The following is a 23,089-nucleotide window of genomic DNA, read 5'->3' on the forward strand; positions in this document are numbered from 1 at the left end:
TAGTTGGAATTAGAAATTGTGGAGTCATATGATTTCCCTGTAAAGAAAGTTAAAGGGATTTTATCCGGCAATCAAATAATTCTGAATATGAGAGAGATAAAAAACAAAGCAGAATTAAACTGTATTTTAGCTGAAGAGGTCGGTCACTATCACACTGCTAGTGGCGATATTCTTGACCAAAACAATATTGTTAAGAGAAAAATCGAGCTTCAAGGGAAAAAGTGGGCATACCAGCATCTCGTTCCCCTAGAAGCGCTGATTGAGGGATTTGAACTAAGACTTACTCGATATGAACTTATAGATAAGCTAAATATCACAGAAGATTTTTTTCATGAGGCAATTGAAAGCTACAAGAAGAAATATGGATGCTATGTTGAGTTAGATAAATATTTGATTGTTTTTGAACCAAACTTGCAGATTATCAAGTGGTTCTAATATATTTTTCGCCTTAAAAAGAACACATGTTTATATTTTTAGAAAGGAGAATGGAAGATGAACTACACCGTATCCACACGTAAACGATCAGATACATGGAGTTACCAGATAATAGTCGATGGGCAGTATCATAGCAGTAAGTCAGGTTTTAAAACCAAACGCGAGGCAAAGAGAGCCGGAGATACAGCTGCGTTAAAGATTAAGACCCCTGAGAGAAATAAACAGACTTTTAAGGAGATTGCAGACCTCTATATCAAAGATGGTATGAAAGCGGAATCTACAAGAAGAGCTTACAAGCAGTGGCTGAAAAATCTGGAACCAATCTGGCATACCGAAATCACAAAGGTGACGTACCAGGATGTATCGCCTTTGATCTTTGATTATTATGACACTCATAAATATAATGGTACAAAATCTTTGGTGGGATTCGGAAAATCAGTTTTCAGGTTTGCATCTAGAAAATTAAAAATAGACGTGGACAATCCATTTGACGAAATCACTTTACGCAAGCAAAGTGATAAAACAAAGCGTGAGCCTAGGCTCTTTACCTTTGACGAGATCATCAAGCTTATCGATAACGAGCCTAACCCTGGTATCAAATGGTTATTTGTCTGTGCAGGGCTTGCGGGTATGAGAATATCAGAGGCTAGGGCAACGAGACCTCGAGCAATCAATCTAAAATCTAAACGGATAACAATAGACAAGCAACGCACGGAAAGCAATAAAGTAAAAGCCGTAATGAAATCCGAAGGTGGAGAGAGATCTATCCGGATGCATGACCGCATGATCGAGGAATATCTCAAGCTCCCCATACCAATAAACAAAGATGATTTTCTACTGGAAACTTTCATATCCAGCACAGCTGTGAAAAAAGCCTTCGAGCAACAGGGTTATCCAGAGACGACACTGCACTCTTTAAGACATAGCTTTGCAACGGTCTGCATTCAGAGAGGAATAGATTTCAAGACCCTTGCGCACATACTCGGTGATAAGTTAGAGACTGTTATTTCCACCTATGCGCACGTAAATACGGACATGCAGAAACTGGCCGATGACATCCTCTCCGGAAAAGATTTGACAAATCCTGAGACAAATAACAGAATAGCCCAGGAAAATCAACAATAATTAGCGCAAAATCTGTTAATAAATATTTAACTTTTAGAAGAAATGGTGTAGAATTATAGTAGTAAAATACCCTTAACAGGTGGTGATAAAATGAAACTCTTAATCATCGGGGATAGTCTGGTAACAGGATACGGTCTTCCAGATGGAAAAGGCTGGCTTGATCTGGTCTGTGAAGAATCCAGTGAATATATTGAAAACAAAGGCGTTAACGGCGACACAACCGCGGATATCCTCAACAGATTTCATGAGGATGTCATCATGCATTCACCAAAAACCGTATTTATTCTGGCAGGCACCAATGATGCATTGGCTGGAAGAACAGCAAACTACATCTACAACAATGTGCAGGAAATGATCAGGCAGTGTATCAACAATGGCATTACACCCATCGTTCTTCTTCCGCCCTTTTTAAATGTAGAGACAGCGATAAAGGACGATCCTTCCCTGAAGGAGACTTTCGAATCCTCAGCCAACACACTGAAACGATTCAGAAGGCTCATTGAAGACTACTGCATAGACGAACATATTGACACCATAGACTTCAATCGTGCATTCATAGGTTCAGACATGGAGGAGAACCCGGAAAAATACTATATCGACGGAATCCATCTGACCGAATTCGCGCACAGAAAGATGACAGATAAATTCCTGTATAAGTACAACTACATCCTTGTGCACAAAAACCCCACAGACTATATCATCAATTATGACACCATATGATGAAGAATGAAAAATGGCGAGAACTCGCCATTTTCTTTTTTTTCGAAAAGTCCTATCCGATCAGGCAAGATCAGATAGGACTTTTCTGTTTCATCATTTTAAAATACTAATTGTTCTTCTCCGAATCCTCTCCATCACTGACTTCAAAGAAAATTTCTCTGGAATCCAGATTGACGTTGGACACAAGGACTTCGATTTTCTCACCCAGACTGAACTTTCTTCCTGAGCGTTCTCCGATGAGTGTCATATAACGATCATCATAGACATAATAATCATCATAGAGGGATGTGATGTGTATCAGACCTTCTATGGTATTGGGCAGTTCCACAAAGAGACCGAAGTTGGTTACGGAGGAAATGATTCCTTCGAAAGTCTCTCCCACGTGGTTCTTCATGAACTCCGCCTTCTTCAGCGCATCCAGTTCTCTTTCCGCCTCCACAGCCACTCTCTCCATTTCAGATGCCTGTTTCGAAGCTTCTGCTACAATGGGAATCAGCTTTTTCGCTCTCTTCTCATCCAGCTCACCATTCAGGAATTCCTTGATGATGCGATGAATCTGAAGATCGGGATATCTTCTGATGGGTGATGTGAAGTGAGAATAGTAAGTTGCTGCAAGACCGAAATGCCCGATGTTTTCAGGCGCATACCTGGCCTGCATCATACTTCTTAATAGAAGTTTAGATAAAACCGGTTCTGCCGGTTCACCCTTCACCTTCTCAAGAATCTCCTGAAGCATCTTAGGCTGAACGCCTGCAAAAAGCTTCACAGGATATCCCAGATTAAAGGAAAACTCGGTGAATGCCTTCAGCTTCTCCTCATCCGGTTCTTCGTGAATTCTGTAGATGAACGGAACATGAGCCCAGAACATATGCTCAGCCACTGTTTCATTGCAGGCCAGCATGAACTCTTCAATCATCTTGTTGGAGATTTCTCTTGGATATAGAGAAACATCCACAGGCTTGCCGAGTTTATCCAGGGTGATCTTACTCTCCGGGAAATCAAACTCAATGGCCCCTCTTCTTTCTCTCTTCTTCTCCAGAATATGCTGAAGCTCCTCCATATCTTTGATCATGGGGATAAATTCCTTGTACTTTTCCAGCTCCTCATCCATTTCTCCCTTGAGAACTCTGGTGACTCCCGCATAGGTTGCCCTCAGTTTGGATTCGATGATGGATTCATAGATGTCGTATTCCACCACTTTCCCTTGTGGATCAATGACCATATCACAGCTTAAGGTAAGCTTCGGTTCAAATGGATTCAAAGAACACAGATTGTTTGACAGTTTCTTTGGCAGCATCGGTATCACCAGATCCAGCAGATACACGGATGTGGCTCTTTTAAATGCCTCCTTGTCAATGGGGCTTCCTTCTTTGACAAAGTGCGTCACATCGGCGATATGCACACTGAGCTTGAAGTTTCCGTTCTGAAGTCTTACCACTGATACTGCATCGTCCAGATCCTTGGCATCGGCTCCGTCGATGGTCATGATCATCTCATGCCTCAGGTCTCTTCTTCTTTCGATCTCCTTCTGCGGAACTTCCTCGGGAATCCGATCCGTGTATCCGATGACTTCAGGTGAAAATTCTTCTGGAAGACTATATTTCTTGACCACAGTAAGAATGTCTACACCCTTGTCTCCTTTCTTACCTAGGATTTCAGTAATGAGTCCTTCGGGATTCCTTCCTTTCTCCGGCCATTTAGTGATTTCCACCACAACCACGTCACCATTTTCCGCAAAGTTTCTGTTCTTCTTGTTAATGAATACATCATGATGCATCTTCGTGTCTTCAGGAACCACGAAGCCGAAGGCTTTGGACTCCTCATAGACACCGATGATCTTATTATTCTTTCTTTCGATGATCTGAAGGACTTCTCCTTCAGCTCTTCTGGATCCGGCATTTTCTCTCATCACCTTCACCTGAACCTTATCACCATGCATGGCGGTCTTCATGGCATTCTCCGGAACAAAGATATCCTCCTTGCCTTCCCCTCTTGCCACAAAACCGAAACCTCTCTTATTCACATCAATTCTTCCTGTGTATACTCCATACTCTTCAGGAAGGACGATTTTCTCTTTCTTGATTTTAATCACCACGCCCTCTTTCATAAGGCCATCGATGACTTTTCTCAGTTCTTTCTTCTCATTCTTTTCCAGCCCCAGGACATTAGCCAGTTCATCCGTATTCATCGGATTATAGCTATGTGCCGAAAGAATTTCCATTATCTTTTCTCTTAACATACTTACCTCCATGTTAGATTTACTTTTATCATTAAATCCGCTTCATTAAGTTATACTATCAGTATACAGAAAAAGTGTTAACTTATCCTGAGATTTGGATAATAACTTGTATACTTTCTAATAATTTTCATGTTAAAGGTCAAAAACCGGGAGCCCGATGATAATCAGGCTCCCTTTTTTCCTTCCTTAATTGAACAGTTTAATGATGATACCGCCATATTCCAGAATCACCGGTGCAAAGACCAGAGATACGATGGACATGAGCTTGATGAGTATGTTCATGGAAGGTCCCGAGGTATCCTTGAAAGGATCTCCAACTGTATCCCCTACAACACCTGCTGTATGCGCATCACTGCCCTTTCCTCCATGTTCTCCGGATTCGATGTATTTCTTGGCATTGTCCCAGGCTCCGCCTGCATTGGACATCATGATGGCCAGAAGTACACCTGTCACCACTGCACCTGCAATGAGCCCGCCTAGAGTTTCCGGTCCAAACAGAAGACCCACCACTACCGGAATCACAACCGCAAGCACACCTGGAAGAATCATCTCTCTTAAGGCAGCTTTCGTGGAAATGGCTACGCATCTGTCATAGTCAGGTTTCCCGGTGCCCTCCATGATGCCTTCAATCTCTCTGAACTGTCTTCTCACCTCAGTGACCATCTCATTGGCTGCTTTGCCCACAGAGTTCATGGTCAGCGCAGCAAACAGGAAGGGAAGCATCCCGCCAATAAGAAGACCAACGAGACTTAGTGGATTAAGCAGATTGATGCTGGTCAGCTCCACGCTTTCCGCGTAGGAGGCGAAGAGGGAAAGTGCTGTGAGCGCAGCGGATCCTATGGCAAATCCTTTTCCGATAGCGGCTGTCGTATTTCCAACGGAGTCCAGTTTGTCTGTGATTTCTCTGACCTCTGCTGGGAGATCCGCCATCTGCGCGATGCCACCTGCATTATCCGCTATGGGACCGTAGGCATCCACTGCCACTGTGATCCCTGTAGTAGAGAGCATCCCCACTGCAGCCAGAGAAATCCCATAAAGGCCCATGGTCGGATCTTCTGTTCCGCCCATGACGAAATACGAGACAAGCACTCCAGTCACAATAAGCAGTGTGGGAATCATGGTGGAAAACATGCCAACCCCTAACCCTGAAATGATGTTCGTGGCAGAACCGCTCACCGATTCCAATGCAATGTTCTTGACGCTTCTGAAATCTGCAGAGGTATAGACTTCAGTGATTCTTCCAATGAGAATACCCACCAGAAGACCTGCAGTCACAGCAAAGAAAGCGCTGATGGAGTCCAGTACAAGATAGCTTAAAACAAGTGTACCGATGATTACAATGATACCAGCTGTATAAGTACCCATATTGAGTGATTTCTGGGGATTGTTTCCTCTGCCGTTGGCTGCAATATATATGCCCGCTATAGATGCTATGATTCCAATGGATGTCAGCAGCAGCGGAAAAACTGCTCCGAACTTATCCAGTACGATATAGCCTAAGGTGACGGAAGAAATGATGGATCCCACATAGGATTCAAAGAGATCCGCACCCATGCCTGCCACGTCTCCTACATTGTCTCCCACGTTATCCGCGATTACCGCAGGATTTCTGGGATCATCTTCAGGAATATGCGCTTCCACCTTACCCACCAGATCTGCTCCCACATCCGCCGCTTTGGTGAAGATTCCTCCTCCTACACGAGCGAAAAGCGCAATGGAGGAAGCCCCCAGCGCAAAACCGGTGAGACTGGAAGTATCATCTGAAAAGATGCTCAGAAGAAAGCCAATGCCAATGACCCCAAGCCCCACGACGCTGAGTCCCATGACAGCACCACCAGAAAAAGCGATTTTCAGTGCTCTACTCTGGGAATGCCTTGCCGCTTCCGCAGTTCTCACATTGGCTTTTGTGGCAACGGTCATGCCAAAAAAGCCTGCTAAAATAGAAAAAATCGCACCTAGAACAAATGCCATGGCTGTTCGAAAGCTTATGGCAAAAACAAGAATAAAAAAAACAGCGGAGATGAACACACTAAGATACTTGTACTCACTCTTCAGGAAAGCCAATGCTCCCTTATGGATATACTCTGAAATCTCACGCATACGTTCATTTCCGCTGTCATAGCCGGATATTCTCTTTGCAAGCAGAAGTGCAATCCCGACAGCAATAACCCCAATGAATCCGGTAACAAAAAAAACTGTTTCCATAAAAACCCCCTGCATTTTACAAAACCTTTTAATTGTATGAATATTCTTTCATGTTTAAATGTTATTATAAACCACCGATAAATTCAATGACTTTCTCCATAAATTCTTTACTCAAAGGCAAATCCGGATCGCTGTAGGTGGCGATGTTTCCTTCCAGGTCTTCCGGTGCATCCTTCAGGACATGATTCATCCCTTCTATGATTTCAAGCTGAGAATCTGGTGAGGCCTCATGCAGCACCTGTGCTTCCTTGTGACTGATCTGAATATCTCTGTCTCCATGCAGGATCAGTATCGGGTCAGTAATCTCAGAAATGATTTTCACGGGATCATAGGAGAACCAGGATATGAGATACGGCTGAACACTAGGCCTGAAAAGATTGAAAAGACTTACTGGAACTTCTGGTACCATATTCCCTTCTACAAGCTCCTCCACTATGGGCACGCTCATTTCATAGGCTTCCTGAGACTGGGCCTTCAGCTGCGCAAGAAGAAGCTCATGGGCTTTCTGAGCCGTTCCGGATACCGATATCAGTGCATCACAGTCTGAAGAAATGGAGCAGACTTCAGCTGATATGAGCGCTCCTTCACTATGCCCTAGAAGAATGATTTTCTCGAACCTGGTATCCCCTTTGAACTTGGTGATCCAGGAGAGTACATCATTGACGGAGTCATGAAAATCCATATCGCTTTCCTTCTTTATAAGATCCGAACTCTCTCCGATTCCCCTTTTATCATATCGAAGACTGTAGTGCCCTGCCTCTGAGAGCGCTTCCGCAATCATCAGCAGGTTATTGTTTTCGCCTGCCTGCGGGTTGTTCCCATTGCGGTCCGTCGGACCTGAACCAGGAACGATGATCACCAGGTTTCCCTCTCCTTCTACCACAGGCCACATGAGACTTCCTTTGAGTTCCCCTTCTTCAAATAGAACAGAAACATTCTCTTCCTGATATTTGTCATCCACCAGATGAATCGTCTCTTCTTTTTTCCCGCATGATCCCGTTAGAAGCAGGACTGCTGCAGCAAATAAGATCAGTGGTTTTTTCATCATACTCTCCCCCAGTATCTTCCTGTATTTATAGCAAAAAAGCAAAATGCTGCCTACTACTAGGCAGCAAAATCTAAATCATATTCATTGCGATGGTATTGATTGCAAACAGCACTGCAACAATTACAGTTAGCTTCTTCAAGAATGCTTCTCCGGTTCTTCCACGATTCTTGGCAAAGAAAGATTCCTGTGAGCTTCCACCTGTCAGTCCCTTAAGACCGTCGGATTTACTCTGCTGCATCAGAACCAATGCGATCATGATGATTGCCAGTATAAATTCAACTACGATTAAAACAGTTTCCATACTATCCCTCCTGATTATCTAACAACTTATTTTATCATACTTATCCTATCACTACAATAAGTATACCTTCTAAGACCTTTTTATTCTTACCTATCATAACATATAAATGCCATGGGTCCAAATACTTTTCATGAAGAAGACACCTCCATATAATGAAGGTGTCCGTCTATTCTATTCTATTCTATTCAGCATACGGATCTCTTATTTCTTCAGGTTGAAGAAACCGCCTAATCCTCTGTACTGAGCTACTTCGTCCAGTTCTTCTTCGATTCTCAGAAGCTGGTTGTACTTGGCAACTCTTTCACTTCTTGCAGGTGCTCCAGTCTTGATCTGGCCAGCATTCAGTGCCACAGCAAGATCTGCGATGGTTGCATCTTCGGTTTCACCGGATCTGTGTGAAATAACCGCTGTGTATCCAGCTCTGTTTGCCATTTCAATGGCATCAAGAGTTTCTGTCAGGGAACCGATCTGGTTCAGCTTGATCAGGATGGAGTTTGCCACGCCAAGATCAATACCTCTCTTCAGTCTTTCCACGTTTGTAACGAACAGATCGTCACCAACCAGCTGAATCTTTCCACCAAGCTTTTCAGTCATGAGCTTCCAGCCATCCCAGTCTTCCTCAGCCATACCATCTTCGATGGAAATGATTGGGTACTTTTCAACCAGTTCTGCATAGTAGTCCACCATTTCTGCTGGTGTAAGCTTTCTGCCTTCTCCTGCCAGGTTGTACATTCCGTCTTCAAAGAACTCGGATGAAGCTGGGTCAAGAGCGATGAACATATCCTTACCAGGTGTGAATCCAGCCTTTTCGATGGCTTCGATGATGATCTGGATCGCTTCTTCGTTGGAATTCAGGTTCGGAGCAAATCCGCCTTCATCGCCTACGCCTGTAGCTAGTCCCTTGCTCTTCAGGATACCCTTGAGAACATGATAAGTTTCAGAACACATCTGAATAGCCTGAGAGAATGTTTCAGCACCCAGAGCCATAATCATGAATTCCTGAAGGTCCACATTGTTGTCTGCATGGGATCCACCATTGATGATGTTCATCATTGGTGCTGGAAGTGTCTTCGCATTCACGCCACCGATATACTGGTAGAGTGGAAGTCCTACTGAACCTGCTGCTGCCTTAGCCACTGCAAGAGATACACCTAAGATCGCATTGGCACCAAGGTTCCCCTTGTTCTTTGTTCCATCCAGTTCAATCATCAGTTTGTCGATGAGAATCTGATCAAATACGTTCAGTCCTATGATTTCTGCAGCGATTTCGTTGTTCACATGCTCAACTGCCTTAAGGACACCCTTTCCACCGAAGACTTCCTTGTCTCCATCTCTAAGCTCAACAGCTTCGAACATACCTGTGGATGCACCTGATGGAACAGCTGCTCTTCCTACGGTACCGTCTTCAAGGTATACTTCCACCTCAACGGTTGGGAAAGCTCTTGAGTCCAGGATCTGTCTTGCGACTACGTCAATGATTTCTACGTAATTTTTCATGAATGAATTCCTCCTTGGAATATCTATATATTTTTATTTTGTGATTACTTAAGCAGGGAGTGTCCGGTCATTTCCTTAGGTATTTCAAGACCCATTTCTTCCAGCATGGTTGGTGCCAGATCCGCAAGTCTTCCACCCTCTATGAGCTTCTTATCAGGGTTGTTCGTCACATAGATCAGTGGAACCGGATTTGTGGTATGTGCAGTCATGGGACCACCGGTCTCATAGTTGATCAGCTGCTCTGCATTACCGTGATCTGCTGTGATGAACACCGTTCCGTCTTTTTCAAGGACCTTGTCGATGACTCTCTTCATGTACATGTCGATGTCTTCGAGGGCTTCCACAACGGCTTTCATGATACCAGTATGTCCTACCATATCAGGATTTGCATAGTTCAGGATCACCAGACCGTAGTCTTCCTGATCCATAGCCTCTACGACTTTTTCAGTGATGCCTTCTGCGCTCATTTCCGGTTTCAGATCATAGGTGGCAACCTTTGGAGATGCCACAAGAATACGATCTTCGCCAGGGTTTGGCACTTCCACTCCACCATTGAAGAAAAAGGTCACATGAGCATATTTTTCCGTTTCCGCAATTCTCAGCTGCTTGATTCCCTTGTCGGAAACATACTGTCCGAGGGTATTGCTGAAATCTGTCGGATTATAAGCTACATGTACATCTTCCAGTGTATTGTCATACTGAGTCAGTGTCACGTAAGTGAGATCAAGGGGCTCTCTGTCAAAGCCTTTGAAGACCTTGTCATTCAGCGCTCTTGTCATTTCTCTTCCTCTATCCGGTCTGAAGTTGTAGAAGATTACAGAGTCATTGTTTTTGATGGTTGCTGTAGGTGAACCTTCCTTTCCGATGACAGTAGGCAGAACGAATTCATCCGTGATGCCATTCTTATAGGTTTCCTCCATGCATTCCACTGCCGATTCCTTGTATTCTCCTTTTCCGTGGACAAGAACATCATATGCTTTTTCAATTCTTTCCCATCGGTTGTCTCTGTCCATGGCATAGTATCTTCCGCTGACCGATGCGATCTTACCTGCACCTACCTCGGTAAAATATGCTTCCAGTTCTCTGACAAACTCGATACCTGATGTAGGGGATACGTCTCTACCGTCCATGAATCCATGAACATAGATACGATCCAGTCCTTTGTCCTTCGCAAGTTTAACCAGCGCTTTAATATGGTCGATATGGGAATGAACACCACCATTGGACAGAAGTCCAAGAAGATGAAGATCTCCACCGCTCTTTAAAGCATTATCCACCGCAAGATTCAGGTTCTCATTGGAGAAGAAATTTCCTGTCTCTATTTCATGGGTGATTTTTGTAAGTTCCTGGAAGATTACTCTTCCAGCACCGATGTTCATATGCCCTACTTCAGAGTTTCCCATCTGTCCTTCAGGAAGCCCTACAGCCAGACCTGAAGCCTCAATTGTTGTATGAGGATAGTTTTCCCAGTAGTGGTCGAAATTCGGTTTTCTGGCTGCCTTGACGGCATTGCCAAGTTCATTGTCTGTTAAGCCGAATCCATCCAGGATCATCAGCATTACAGGTTTTTTCATGAATATTCCTCCAGTTTGTCTGCTAAATTCCTGCTGAGTTTCCTCAGCATCAGGAAGCATCTTATCTTTTGATGCTAAAACTTGACGATCTTTGAGAAGTCCTCTGCAAGAAGACTTGCCCCACCAACCAGAGCACCGTCTATATCGGACATGCCCATCTGTTCCTTGATGGTGTTAGGCTTAACAGAACCGCCGTACTGTATACGTACTTTGGAAGCAACTCCAGCACCATATAGCGTACTGATCATATCTCTGATCTGTCCGATGGTTTCATTTGCCTGTTCGCTGGTAGCTGTCTTTCCTGTGCCGATGGCCCAGATTGGCTCGTAAGCGATGACAGTGTCCTGTGCGTGCTCTGCTTCCACATCCAGGAACGCCTTATTGATCTGGTTCGTGATGATGTCCTTTGTTGTGTCTGCTTCTCTCTGCTCCAATGACTCTCCTACGCAGAGAATAGGTTTCAAGCCATGACGATATGCCGCCTTAAGCTTCATGTTCACAGTTTCATCCGTTTCATTGAAATACTGTCTTCTTTCGGAATGACCGATGATCACATATTCCACACCCAGGTCTGTAAGCATGGATGGAGCGATTTCTCCTGTAAACGCACCCTTTTCTTCAAAATGCATATTCTGGGCTCCCACTTTTACGTTGGTTCCCTTCAGTTCTTCCACTAAAGCCGGAAGCTGTATATATGGGGCACAGATGACCACATCTACCTCCGCATCCTTAACAAGTCCCTTGAGTTCATTTGCAACATTGACTGCTTCGCTCACAGTGTAGTGCATCTTCCAGTTTCCCGCGATGATTGGTTTACGCATAGTAAAATCCTCCTTATTTGTCATTTAAAGCAGCTATTCCTGGAAGAACCTTTCCTTCGAGGAATTCCAGTGAAGCGCCTCCACCGGTTGAAATATGGGTCATTTTGTCACCGAATCCCAGAATGTTCACAGCTGCAGCGGAATCTCCTCCACCGATGACTGTAGTAGCATCTGATTCAGCCATGGCCTCAGCCACTTTAATGGTTCCCTTTGCAAAGTTGTCAAATTCGAATACACCCATGGGTCCATTCCAGATGACGGTTTTTGCATCTTTGATGGCATCAGCGTAAAGCTTCGCGGTCTTAGGTCCGATATCCAGTCCCATGTAACCATCCTTGATGTTTTCATCTTCTGTTGTCACAGGCTCTGCATCCGCGCTGAACTTGTCTGCTACCACATTATCAACTGGTAAAAGCAGTTCAACGTTCTTCTCTTTCGCTTTTTCAATCATTTCTTTTGCATAGTCGATCTTATCTTCTTCAAGAAGAGAAGTACCTACTGTGAAGCCCTGAGATTTCAGGAATGTGTAGCTCATGCCGCCACCGATGATCAAAGTGTCCACTTTATCAAGAAGCGCATTGATGACATTGATCTTATCTGAAACCTTAGCTCCTCCGAGAATGGCAACGAATGGTCTTTCAGGCTTGTTTACCGCTTCACCTAAGAACTTCAGCTCTTTATTGATCAGGTAACCTGCAACTGCTGTGTCCACAAACTTTGTGACACCTTCAGTGGAGGAGTGTGCTCTGTGCGCTGTTCCGAATGCATCGTTGACATACACATCACATAATCCCGCAAGATCTTTGGAAAACTCTTCCCCGTTTTTGGTTTCTTCTGCTCTGAATCTTGTGTTCTGAAGCAGAACCACGTCTCCGTCCTTCATTTCCGATACGGATTTCTTCGCGTGTTCACCCACAACAGTATCATCTGCAGCAAAGACAACTTCCTTTTCAAGCAGTTCAGACAGTCTTTTTGCTACAGGTTCAAGTGAAAATTTCGCATCCGGTCCCTTTGGTTTTCCTAAATGGGAACAAAGAATCACTCGTGCTCCGTTTTCCATGAGATACTTGATGGTAGGAAGTGCGCCCAGCAGTCTGTTCTCATCCGTGATCTTCCCTTCCTGCAGCGGAACGTTGAAATCACATCTTACGAGCACTTTCTTACCGGAAACCCTGATGTCTTCTATGGTCTTTTTGTTATAGCTCATTTATTACACCTCTTTGCTTTCATATCCTGAAAAGGCCTGGCCATATAGCCAAGACTATTAGACCAGACCTTTATAGTGTTAGATGTTATTACTTAGCATCTACCTTGGCAGCATACGCTACAAGGTCAACCAGCTTGTTGGAATAACCCCATTCATTGTCATACCATGAAACAAGCTTCACGAAGTTATCGTTCAGTGAGATTCCTGCTTCTGCATCAAAGATGGATGTTCTCGGGTCATGGATGAAGTCTGTTGAAACAACAGCGTCTTCTGTGTATCCAAGAATTCCCTTCAGCTCATTTTCAGATGCTTTCTTCACTGCAGTCTTGATTTCTTCATATGTTGCAGCCTTTTCCAGTCTAACTGTCAGGTCAACAACAGATACGTTGATGGTAGGTACTCTGAAAGACATACCTGTAAGCTTTCCATTAAGTTCTGGAATAACCTTACCAACAGCCTTTGCAGCTCCTGTGGATGATGGAATGATGTTTGCGGATGCAGCTCTTCCACCTCTCCAGTCCTTCTTGGAAGGTCCGTCAACAGTCTTCTGTGTTGCTGTTGTGGAGTGAACTGTTGTCATAAGCCCTTCTACGATACCGAAGTTATCATTGATGACCTTAGCAAGTGGTGCCAGACAGTTTGTTGTACAGGAAGCGTTTGAAATAACAGTCATATCGCTTGTGTACTTGTCCTGGTTAACACCCATTACAAACATTGGTGCATCAGCTGATGGTGCTGAAATAACAACCTTCTTTGCGCCACCCTTAAGATGAGCTTCTGCCTTTTCCTTTGTTGTGTTGATACCGGTACATTCAAGAATATACTCAGCGCCAACGCTCTTCCAGTCGATGTCTCCTGCCTGCATTTCTCCGAAGATCTTGATCTTTTCTCCGTTTACGATGAGGCTGTGGTTTGCTTCGTCAATTTCCACTGTTCCCTTGTATCCGCCATGTACGGAATCATACTTGATCATGTATACCATGTAGTCAAGATCGATGAACGGGTCATTGATACCTACCACTCTTACCTCTGGGTTTTCTAGAGCTGCTCTGAATGCAAGTCTACCTATTCTACCAAAACCATTTACTCCAACTAAAACTTCTGCCATTGTTGAATCTCCTCCTAAAATCTGTTTATTTATTTAAAACTCATTATATTGAGATTTTAATATCGATACGATTTTCCTTGCTGCTCCTTCATCTGTGATGAGAACAGCATTTTTGTTATGTAGTCTTACGGCTTCAATCGCTTCCGCTTTTGATGAGCCGCCTGTAACAGCAATCATATGCTGTACATCCTTGAAATCATCCAGACAAATCCCTACGGAATTGATCCTTCTGATGCTTTTGCCCTGCTTGCCGAAATAGGTTCCAAAGGCTTCACCCACAGCACCTTCTTCCAGAAGCTTTCTGATTTCGTCTTCTGATAAGCCGCGTCTTGCCGCCATCTTATCCGCCCGTCCGATACCAAGTACAAGGATATGCGTCTTGCGTATGAGATCTACAACCTCTCTGATTTCCTTTTCCTTCAGAAGAACCTCTAAAGACTCATTGCTTAAATTGTCAGGAACATTCAGGAGTTTGTAATTTGCGCCTACCTTTTCCGCCAGCGCAGCTACCACATTATTGGACTGAATATCAATGATCCGACCTAGACTACCTCTCGCAGGAACAATGAGATTGTCTCGAAAATCCATCCTCGGGAAACTGTTGACCATTTCCTTGATGGTGCTTCCGCCTGTCAGTGCGATGATGTCCTTGTGCCTGATGACACTGGACAGATAAAGCGCTGCAACATTTCCAAGTTCCTTCTTCACATTGGGATCTTTGTCCGAGTCTCCTGGCACTACAATGATTTTCTTATATCCCAGTTCACTCTTGAGTATGCTTTCCATATCATCAAGTCCTTTGATCTGAGAAACCAGCTGTCTGAGATTATTGAGCATTTCAATCCCTTTTTCCGTGAGCGTCACACCCGGTATGGAAACATCAATGAAATCCATGGATTTGAAGAAATCCAGATCTCCTCTGACAATTCTTTCCCCCAGTTCAAGTTTCTGGGATAATGTCCTTCTGCCGATGGGCTGATGATTGAAGATGGTTCTCAAAATGTTGTATCTTCTTTCAAGAAGAGCGGTTGCCTCAGGAATAATTTTCTGCTGTATCTTTAAAAAGCTATTCACATGATTTCACCCCTTGGCCATTTTTGTCCCACCGTATTCAAATTTGTCCCACATGTATATTATACTCCATGTGCTTCCATTTTAAAATAGATTTATTGAAAAAAAGAGGCATATCGTGTAAACAGATTATTAACTATACTTCTTTGTTGTTAATATCTTGAACTTCAAGGTTGCTGAAGCATAACCATTAAGTGCATCCAACTTTTCTGCATAGAATTGTCCCACCCCTGCTGTAGTCAACTTCAAATATTATTAACATCTCTTTATCTCCGCTATGATATAATGAATCATTGAAAAGACTGCAGAATGAAGTTCTGCATACCACTTTATCAGTGAACTATGGAGGTCAGATGAATGAGTAATGACATCAATATAAATAATGAATCCAGCAAAACTACTATGATCATCTTCGGTGGTACAGGTGACCTGACCCACCGGAAGCTTATACCTGCACTTTATCAGCTGCATATCAACGGTTTTCTTCCGAAGGATTTCACCACAATTTCCATCGGAAGGCGGGATAAGACCACAGAAGAATACAGAGAGGATCTCCTGACATCCATAAAAAGATTCTCCTCAAGAAACTTCGAAGAGGAAAGTTTCGAGTCCTTCAGTAAAATGATCACCTATTTCAGACTGAATTTCGAAGACCAGAGCGACTATGAGGATCTTCTGAGTGAGCTGAATTCCAGGGATACTCCCGGTGTCAAGAACAGCTACATGTTCTACCTGGCTGTATCTCCAAACTATTTCAGTGAAATCGTCATGAATCTCAAAGCCAGCGGATTACGCGATAAGGATTCTCTCTGGCAGAGATTGATCATAGAAAAGCCTTTTGGACAGAATCTGGAAAGTGCAACAAAACTCAATGATTCCATTTCCAGCGTATTTGAAGAGAAAGATATTTATCGCATCGATCATTATGTGGCCAAGGAAATGATTCAGAACATCAACATGCTCCGTTTCCAGAATGCCATTTTCGGTTCCATCTGGAATAAGGATCATATCAGCAACGTACAAATCACCGTTCTAGAAAAGGAAGGAGTTGGTACGCGAGGCGGATACTATGATGGCACAGGCGCTCTCAGAGACATGGTGCAGAATCACCTTCTCCAGCTTCTTGCAATCACTGCCATGGAGCCACCGGTTAGCCTTGACACGGACGATGTAAGAAACGAAAAGGTGAAAGTGTTCAGTTCTCTTAAGCCCTTTAGTGGTGATCATATTGAAGAGAAGCTGATTCTGGGACAATATAAAGGATATCAGAACGAAGATAAGGTGGACAAAGAATCCATCACCGAGACCCTTGTAGCCACAAAGGTCTTCATCGAGAATGACCGATGGGAAGGTGTACCTTTCTACCTGCTCACAGGAAAGAGTCTCAAGAACAAAACAGCCCAGATCACCATAGAGTTTAAACAGAGCAACAGGTACAATTACGGGAAAGAATCTGAACCTAATATCCTCGAAATAAAGATTCAGCCTGACGAAGGCATCACACTGCACCTCAATATCAAGGAACCTGGAGTAGTAGATAAAATCGCCATGGTGGAAATGGACTACTGCCAGAGCTGTCTGTATCTCTTTAATTCACCAGACTCTTACGAGAAACTACTTCTGGATGCCATCAATGGCGATTCCACCTTGTTTACCCGGTGGGATGAGCTTCAGCTCACCTGGAAATATGTGGACTCCATTCTGGATGAGGTCAACGGAAAGAAGAATTCCATGATGAAGTCCTATGAAGTGGGATCCAACGGTCCAGAGGATCTGTCTTCCTTCATTGACTCAGGCGCAAATCACTGGTGGTATCTCAACAGAGAATACTGATCGTTCAGAAAAAAATGATAAAAAGATAGAGCAGAAGCAGCAAACGGATGATCCGTTGATCGCTTCTGCTCTTTGATATATATATCTGATTTCATTCAGTTTATGATCTTTCCTCTATTTTTCTCTAGTTTCTCCATCCACTCACGCTTTTCATCTGCTGTCATTTTCTTCCAGCCATGTACTTCTCCAACAATTCTTAAGGGTTCAGCCGATCTATAAGAACGTGTCAGATTTCCTGGAAATTTCTTATCCGTAACGTTTGGATCATTTTCGAAATCCCCCGTCGGTTCCACGACATAAATACGTTCAGCACCTTCTCCTTTTGCTAGCATTGCGGCAAGAACTGCACCATTGATATTAGCAGTGAAATAGATGTGGTTCATTTTAAGTTCAGGCTGATAATTGGAGTTTCCCCCTGCTGTCAGCATATCACCAATGGAAAGGTCAGCCTTTGTTCCATGAAAGAACGGCCCCCCATCTGTCGGTGAAACCTTGTAGAAATCAGCCTGATTATAGCTTTCAGCAGCATGTTCCTGGTCGCTGAGCTCTTCATAGCAGGCTGCTATGCTCCTGTGCAGCATTCTGTATGCACTTCGCACAGCAGCGTCCTCTGCATTCAATGCACAGGCCAAGGATATTTTCATCCATTTCAGTTTATCCGCATAATTCTTTTGGATACGCCCCACATGAAAAGCTGCCATGAACCGCTCAAAATCATTCTCTGCCTCTTCCCATGCTTTCATGAAGAAGTCAGCTGCATCTTCCTCTCGCCCTTTCTCCTCCAGACTCATTCCTTCCATGCATAGTCTCACAATATTATTGGCGGGATCAAACAGGTTATTCATTTATCTTACCTCCAGCGGTAATGAGATTTCTTTCATTCACTATTCCGATTCTAACAAAGTTGATTTTCCCTCAGCTCTCTGAAAAAGAAGAAGATAAGCGTTTCATCACACCTATCTTCCCTCTCATTCTATTCAATTCAAAGACAGTTCAGGTAACGCAGTGGTTGTTACAACCGGGTCTCCGTTGATGTATCTGAAGGAGCCGAAATCATACCTGTATGTGAAACCCAGCTTATCTTTCATTATTACTGAAAAATTGATGGTATCCAGTTCTTTCGCCTCTATTTTCAGATCATGAATATGACTTTCATAAACCATCTGATCAGGATATTTCACATCGGAGGTCTCCATAGGTATTTTTTCTAATACTATACCGTTCTTTTCCACCACCATATCCGAGCGGATCAGTTCAATCATGTTCTTAGTGGAAAACACCACTTCTGCATCATAGGACGCGGTAAGCTGTGAGGTTTCCTCATTATAGGCTGATGTGAAATCCAGCAGATTGAATGCAGTGTCTGCTATGTATTTTCTATAGACTTCCTCTTCATCCACAAGATTTTCCAGTCTTTTTTCTCCGTACTTCTCTACCAGAAGATCAATTCTTACCGGTTCCAGCACATTGATTTTCCTGTCCACTGTATACGTCGTATCATTGAGAAGATGCGCTTCCAGAAGAACCGCTTCCTCACCTCCCGCTTCCACAGCAGCGTAGACTTTCGAAGTGGAATCCATGGATTTCAGCTTGAAATCTATGTGGAGCATGGCCGTTTTCTCTTCTCCGTCTATGAGATCTGAGACCGTCCAGTTCACATCTTCAAGAATCGTCTCCACATGACCGCCATTTTTCACAGCGTCAGCCACCGCACTGTCGATATTATCTTCCAGATACTGCAGTCTGTTTGAATTTCTGATTATACCCTTGCTCATCTCTCTTGCTTCTGAAATCAGATAAATATTCAGTACCATGGAGAAAAAAAGAAATACAGACATTGCTGTCATTGCTTTCTTATTCAATTCTCCTGCCCCCTTTTCCCCAGTTATTATATAGCCTTTCGGGCTCTACTGTCATAGTTTCTCTATACATGTATGATTATACAATATTTAGGGGTGACATCAAAGCTTATTTTTCTTTCTTCCTAATAGGCTACGGTCACTCTCTGATTTTCGATGGTTTCGTCACTGATGAGATCCACCACTGCTGAAGCAAAATCTTCCGCTGTGATGTAGGATTTTCCTTCGTTGTCCAGAAGCAGCTTCTCTTCAGTTCCGAACCTGTAGTTTCCTCTCTTCTCATCTGGTTCAATGATTTCAGCGGGACTGATGTTGATCCAGTTGAACTTCTTCCCCTGAAGGTTCTTGTAAATCTCCAGCGCTCTCTCGTGAATCTCCGATATCGGTTTTACAGCTTCAGGGAAATCTTCTCTCTCCATCAGCTTTCTGCCATCTGGAAGCAGAAGACTTCCAGCGCCACCGACGGTGATGAGTTTCTTCACTGCTGATTTTTCAGCTATCTTGATGAGATTCTCCGTTGCTGTAAGAAAACTTTCAAGATCATCCGGATCAGGACTGATTGCACTGATCAGCACATCATTCTCCAGTGCCAGTACATGGCCTGATACAACCTTTTCATTCATGACATCTCCATCGCAGGCGATGATCTGCGGGCTGCCTGGAAGTTCGAATGGATGTCTGGAAATTGCTGTGATCACATAACTTCTTTCAATCAGTTCCATGAGCACTCTGGATCCGATCATACCTGTAGCACCTATTATAGCTATTTTCTGCATATATCCTCCTATGGTCCCTTGGGACGCTCTGATAATAATTCTCATCTACATTCTAGACGTAAGATTCCCTTTTGTAAACAGAAAAAAGGCACACTAAGGAAACTCTCCTCCAGCATGCCTAATGTTCTTATTCCATTTCTTCCAGATACTTCTCACACGAAATCGCTGCAACGGCTCCATCTGCTGCTGCTGTGATGACCTGTCTGATGGTGGTTTCACGGATATCTCCTGCTGCAAATACTCCAGGAACATCGGTTTTCATATATACATCCGTGATGATTTCACCAAATGCATTCATATTGACCATGCCCTTGAAGATCTCCGAAATAGGTTCATATCCCACGAAAACAAACACGCCATCTGTAACGAAATCACTTACTTCTTCCGTGATGACATTCTTCACCTTCAGGCCAGTTAGCAGACCGTTTTCTTCCATTGCTTCTTCCACTACCGTGTCCAGAAGGAACTCGATTTTCGGGTTTGCTTTGGTTTTGTCCACCAGATACTGAGCAGCTCTGAACCCCTGACGTCTGTGTATGATGGTCACTTTGGAAGCGAATTTGGTCAGGTAAAGAGCTTCCTGAAGAGCTGAATCTCCTCCACCTATGACAGCAATGGGAAGATCCGTATAGAAATCAGCATCGCAGGTGGCACAGTAGGATACCCCTCTGCCTCTTAACTCGATTTCTCCTTTGAATCCGACCATCTTAGGCTGAGCACCTGTGGCGATGATGACAGTCTTTGCCAGGTGTTCTCCTTTATTGGTGACAATTTTCTTGATCTTATCGGAAAAATCTACACTGATGATGTCTTCCTTGATGAATTTCGTATTGAAATGCTCCGCCTGCTTTCTCATCTTATCGGAAAGTTCAGGTCCTGTAATGCCTAAATCTGTTCCAGGATAGTTATCCACTTCATAAGTAGTCGCAACCTGCCCACCGTAAGTGGCTTTTTCAATAAGCAGCGTATCCAGCTTGCCTCTTCCTGCATATAGTGCTGCGGAAAGTCCAGCTGGACCTCCTCCTAATATAATCGTTTCATAAATATGTGACATGATTACCTCCCCATGGTTACTTCAAGATTAATGATAATATAGAATGGAAGTAAATTCCATACCGTACTTAATATATTATACCCAATCCGGGTATTTGTAAATACATTGTGCTCAATTTAATTGCATGGCCTGAAATTATTCCATGTCTACGCAGAAAAAGAGAGCATATGCTCTCTTTTTCGCTATTTGGAGTGAATAGAATAACACAAAATTAATCAGCAAGTATGAAAATACCTACCAGTTGGGGTCCTGCATGAACCCCCAGAACGCACCCTACTTCGATCTCATGGTATCCGATGCCGCTTTTTTCCAGATGGCTGATCACCGATCTGTTCACATCACTGTCCAGAGAGTTGATTACAACGACCTTCGAGTCTTTCTTCCTGGGTGTGCTGTCAATAAAGGACAGCAGTGATTTAAGCGCTTTCTTTGAACCTCTCGCCTTATCCACCATTTCAAGTTTTCCTTCTTTTACGGATATGAGTGGCTTGATTCCCAGGAATCCACCGATGGCTCCCACGGATTTAGGCACTCTACCACCTTTTACCAGATATTCCATGGTATCAAAGGTCACAAGGAGCTTCACTTTTTCAGCTGTTTCCTGAAGTATTGCAACGACCTCATCCAAAGTGCCTCCTGCTTTGATCTTTTCTCCTGCTTCCACCAAGGCTAAAAACAGAACGCCTGAGACTCCTTTGGAATCCACTATGGTGATGTCTTCCGTTTCCAGCATATCCTTGGCAATCTCAGCAGACTGAATTGTTCCGGACAGTAGTGCAGATATGTGGAAGGAGACGATTTTGTAACCTTCATCCAGATACTTCTTATAGACGTCATGGAATTCCTGTGGATTCACCTGACTGGTAGTCGGGAACGCACTGCCGTTTTCCACTCCCTCATACATTTCAGTCAAAGTGATGGATTCACCATCCTTATAGGACTTGTCACCGATGTGAACAGATAAGGGGAGTACATGTATGTCATATTTTTCGATCAGTTCCTGAGTCAGGTCACAGGTACTGTCTGTGATCAGTTTTATTTTTTCCATATCATTAACCTCGCTTCTTTTCTATGTTCTATCGGCGAGATGATCATAGTATCTTCCAATAGAATTAGTCATAATATAGAAAAGTATACTAGATACACTTTGATAATCAAAATAAGCTTCAGGAAACTAAGAAAATTTTAAGATTTATACTTCTCTCAGCACTTTGACATAGCCTGCTCGTTCCATGATTTTTTCCATGAATACAGACATTACTGTATTCAGAACCGACGTGGGAAGAACAATTCCGATGAAGAGATCCATAAACGATATCGGAGCACCACTCAGCGCCAGTCCCACGGATAGAAAAATCGCACCACTTACGATTGTCCCAAACATCGCGATGACACTGATCTTCATGATCCTCGGAATCCTCTGTCCCATACTCTTATATACGATGAACACTAAAGAACCTGTTATGACCTTATCCACCATGTTGGCAATCTGCCCTCCAGGAAAAGTGGTCGTAAGAGCGGATATGATGCCACAGACAAGGGCCACAGCAAGGACTTCACGGTAATTATCCATTAGGAATATGGAGAAAAACATCATGACCAGAAGAAAATCCATCTTCATTCCACCTAAAAAGGGAATCCCCGGAACAACCTGGTGAAGGATATAGCCGATGGCGATCAGTATAGCAGATAGTGTCATTTTCTTTACATTCATTTCATTCATTCCTTTCAAAATAAAAGTGTTCTGCCAGCGTTTTTTGTAATTCAGATTCTTTCACCACATACCGATCCCTCCTTCACCTGATTTTTAACGTAAAAAAGACTCCACCCCATTACAGGGCGAAGTCACTCGCGTTGCCACCTGATTTCACGTATCTAAAAAGAAACGCATCTCAATTTCGGATACTAACATATCCTATCCCTTTTCACGGAAGGCTCCCGTCAGATACTACTCCCCAGCTTAAGGTTTCGCTCTGCCTCTCGAAGGCCCATTCAACAAAAACTGTAATATGGAAGTCACACCCTTCTTCCACTCTCTTTGAAAACACATTTAAGTTTACTCTTCCTCGTCATCGAGTTTGATATTTTAATCAGTATACTTCATTTCTCAGATCATTTCAATACAAAAATCGCATAATCTATAGTAAAATGCTACTTCACCGCATGATTCATTACTATGTTCTCTCTGAATAGCGGCAATTACGCAATAAGAGATG

The 23,089-nt window shown here is 43.5% G+C and carries 19 protein-coding genes, 1 pseudogene and 1 other annotated feature; of the genes and pseudogenes, 4 read left to right on the forward strand and 16 right to left on the reverse strand.

Annotated features, from left to right (window positions below):
• The first annotated feature begins 3 nt into the window (after window positions 1-3).
• The 3 genes from ACHAL6_RS00765 (at window position 4) to ACHAL6_RS00775 (ending at window position 2,280) form a co-directional block, all read left to right on the forward strand.
• A complete protein-coding gene (locus tag ACHAL6_RS00765; RefSeq protein WP_395268204.1) occupies window positions 4-435 on the forward strand; it encodes an ImmA/IrrE family metallo-endopeptidase in 432 nt (143 codons plus the stop codon).
• Window positions 436-492: 57 nt separating this feature from the next.
• On the forward strand, window positions 493-1,560 hold the full coding sequence (locus ACHAL6_RS00770) for a tyrosine-type recombinase/integrase (RefSeq protein ID WP_395268205.1): 1,068 nt from the start codon (window positions 493-495) through the stop codon (window positions 1,558-1,560).
• 90 nt (window positions 1,561-1,650) lie between these two features.
• Window positions 1,651-2,280, forward strand: coding sequence for a GDSL-type esterase/lipase family protein (locus ACHAL6_RS00775; protein WP_395268206.1), 630 nt, complete (start codon window positions 1,651-1,653; stop codon window positions 2,278-2,280).
• Window positions 2,281-2,386: 106 nt separating this feature from the next.
• Here ACHAL6_RS00775 and rnr read toward each other — a convergent pair whose 3' ends face one another.
• From rnr to ACHAL6_RS00825, 10 genes are all read right to left on the reverse strand, one after another.
• Complete coding sequence (gene rnr / locus ACHAL6_RS00780; RefSeq protein WP_395268207.1) at window positions 2,387-4,519, reverse strand: ribonuclease R; 2,133 nt, start codon at window positions 4,517-4,519, stop codon at window positions 2,387-2,389.
• A 186-nt stretch (window positions 4,520-4,705) separates the two neighbouring features.
• Window positions 4,706-6,724: a sodium-translocating pyrophosphatase gene (locus ACHAL6_RS00785; RefSeq protein WP_395268208.1), complete on the reverse strand. Its 2,019-nt coding sequence runs from the start codon at window positions 6,722-6,724 to the stop codon at window positions 4,706-4,708.
• A 64-nt stretch (window positions 6,725-6,788) separates the two neighbouring features.
• The gene (locus ACHAL6_RS00790) at window positions 6,789-7,772 is read right to left on the reverse strand and encodes an alpha/beta hydrolase (RefSeq protein WP_395268210.1); all 984 of its coding nucleotides are present in this window, start codon (window positions 7,770-7,772) and stop codon (window positions 6,789-6,791) included.
• A gap of 70 nt (window positions 7,773-7,842) precedes the next feature.
• Window positions 7,843-8,073 carry a preprotein translocase subunit SecG gene (gene secG, locus ACHAL6_RS00795; protein WP_395268211.1) on the reverse strand — a complete coding sequence of 77 codons (231 nt, stop codon included), beginning with the start codon at window positions 8,071-8,073 and terminating at the stop codon, window positions 7,843-7,845.
• A gap of 201 nt (window positions 8,074-8,274) precedes the next feature.
• Complete coding sequence (eno, locus tag ACHAL6_RS00800; RefSeq protein WP_395268212.1) at window positions 8,275-9,570, reverse strand: phosphopyruvate hydratase; 1,296 nt, start codon at window positions 9,568-9,570, stop codon at window positions 8,275-8,277.
• A gap of 44 nt (window positions 9,571-9,614) precedes the next feature.
• Window positions 9,615-11,144, reverse strand: a complete 1,530-nt coding sequence (gene gpmI / locus ACHAL6_RS00805; protein WP_395268213.1) for a 2,3-bisphosphoglycerate-independent phosphoglycerate mutase — start codon at window positions 11,142-11,144, stop codon at window positions 9,615-9,617.
• A 74-nt stretch (window positions 11,145-11,218) separates the two neighbouring features.
• Window positions 11,219-11,965, reverse strand: a complete 747-nt coding sequence (gene tpiA / locus ACHAL6_RS00810) for a triose-phosphate isomerase (RefSeq protein WP_395268214.1) — start codon at window positions 11,963-11,965, stop codon at window positions 11,219-11,221.
• A 13-nt stretch (window positions 11,966-11,978) separates the two neighbouring features.
• Window positions 11,979-13,172, reverse strand: a complete 1,194-nt coding sequence (locus ACHAL6_RS00815; protein ID WP_395268215.1) for a phosphoglycerate kinase — start codon at window positions 13,170-13,172, stop codon at window positions 11,979-11,981.
• 88 nt (window positions 13,173-13,260) lie between these two features.
• Window positions 13,261-14,280, reverse strand: coding sequence for a type I glyceraldehyde-3-phosphate dehydrogenase (gap, locus tag ACHAL6_RS00820; protein ID WP_395268216.1), 1,020 nt, complete (start codon window positions 14,278-14,280; stop codon window positions 13,261-13,263).
• 33 nt (window positions 14,281-14,313) lie between these two features.
• Window positions 14,314-15,354: a sugar-binding transcriptional regulator gene (locus ACHAL6_RS00825; RefSeq protein WP_395268217.1), complete on the reverse strand. Its 1,041-nt coding sequence runs from the start codon at window positions 15,352-15,354 to the stop codon at window positions 14,314-14,316.
• Window positions 15,355-15,708: 354 nt separating this feature from the next.
• Between ACHAL6_RS00825 and zwf the strand changes: the two genes are divergently transcribed.
• Window positions 15,709-17,184, forward strand: a complete 1,476-nt coding sequence (zwf, locus tag ACHAL6_RS00830) for a glucose-6-phosphate dehydrogenase (protein ID WP_395268218.1) — start codon at window positions 15,709-15,711, stop codon at window positions 17,182-17,184.
• A gap of 95 nt (window positions 17,185-17,279) precedes the next feature.
• Here the strand turns inward: zwf and arr are convergent.
• The 6 genes and pseudogenes from arr to ACHAL6_RS00860 form a co-directional block, all read right to left on the reverse strand.
• A pseudogene (gene arr, locus ACHAL6_RS00835) lies at window positions 17,280-17,657 on the reverse strand (NAD(+)--rifampin ADP-ribosyltransferase); the annotation flags it as partial.
• A 504-nt stretch (window positions 17,658-18,161) separates the two neighbouring features.
• Window positions 18,162-19,046 carry a hypothetical protein gene (locus ACHAL6_RS00840; RefSeq protein ID WP_395268219.1) on the reverse strand — a complete coding sequence of 295 codons (885 nt, stop codon included), beginning with the start codon at window positions 19,044-19,046 and terminating at the stop codon, window positions 18,162-18,164.
• A gap of 122 nt (window positions 19,047-19,168) precedes the next feature.
• A complete protein-coding gene (locus tag ACHAL6_RS00845) occupies window positions 19,169-19,819 on the reverse strand; it encodes an NAD(P)-dependent oxidoreductase (RefSeq protein WP_395268220.1) in 651 nt (216 codons plus the stop codon).
• A 127-nt stretch (window positions 19,820-19,946) separates the two neighbouring features.
• Entirely contained in the window at window positions 19,947-20,873 is a 927-nt protein-coding gene (gene trxB, locus ACHAL6_RS00850; RefSeq protein ID WP_395268221.1) for a thioredoxin-disulfide reductase, read from the reverse strand.
• Between the two features lie 211 nt (window positions 20,874-21,084).
• Window positions 21,085-21,921, reverse strand: a complete 837-nt coding sequence (locus ACHAL6_RS00855) for a DegV family protein (RefSeq protein ID WP_395268222.1) — start codon at window positions 21,919-21,921, stop codon at window positions 21,085-21,087.
• Window positions 21,922-22,065: 144 nt separating this feature from the next.
• Window positions 22,066-22,587: a tryptophan transporter gene (locus ACHAL6_RS00860; protein ID WP_395268223.1), complete on the reverse strand. Its 522-nt coding sequence runs from the start codon at window positions 22,585-22,587 to the stop codon at window positions 22,066-22,068.
• Window positions 22,588-22,705: 118 nt separating this feature from the next.
• Window positions 22,706-22,955 (reverse strand) — a binding site (T-box leader).
• Between the last annotated feature and the right edge of the window lie 134 nt (window positions 22,956-23,089).

The sequence above is a fragment of the Proteiniclasticum sp. C24MP genome (genome assembly GCF_043951855.1).
Classification (GTDB): domain Bacteria; phylum Bacillota; class Clostridia; order Clostridiales; family Clostridiaceae; genus Proteiniclasticum.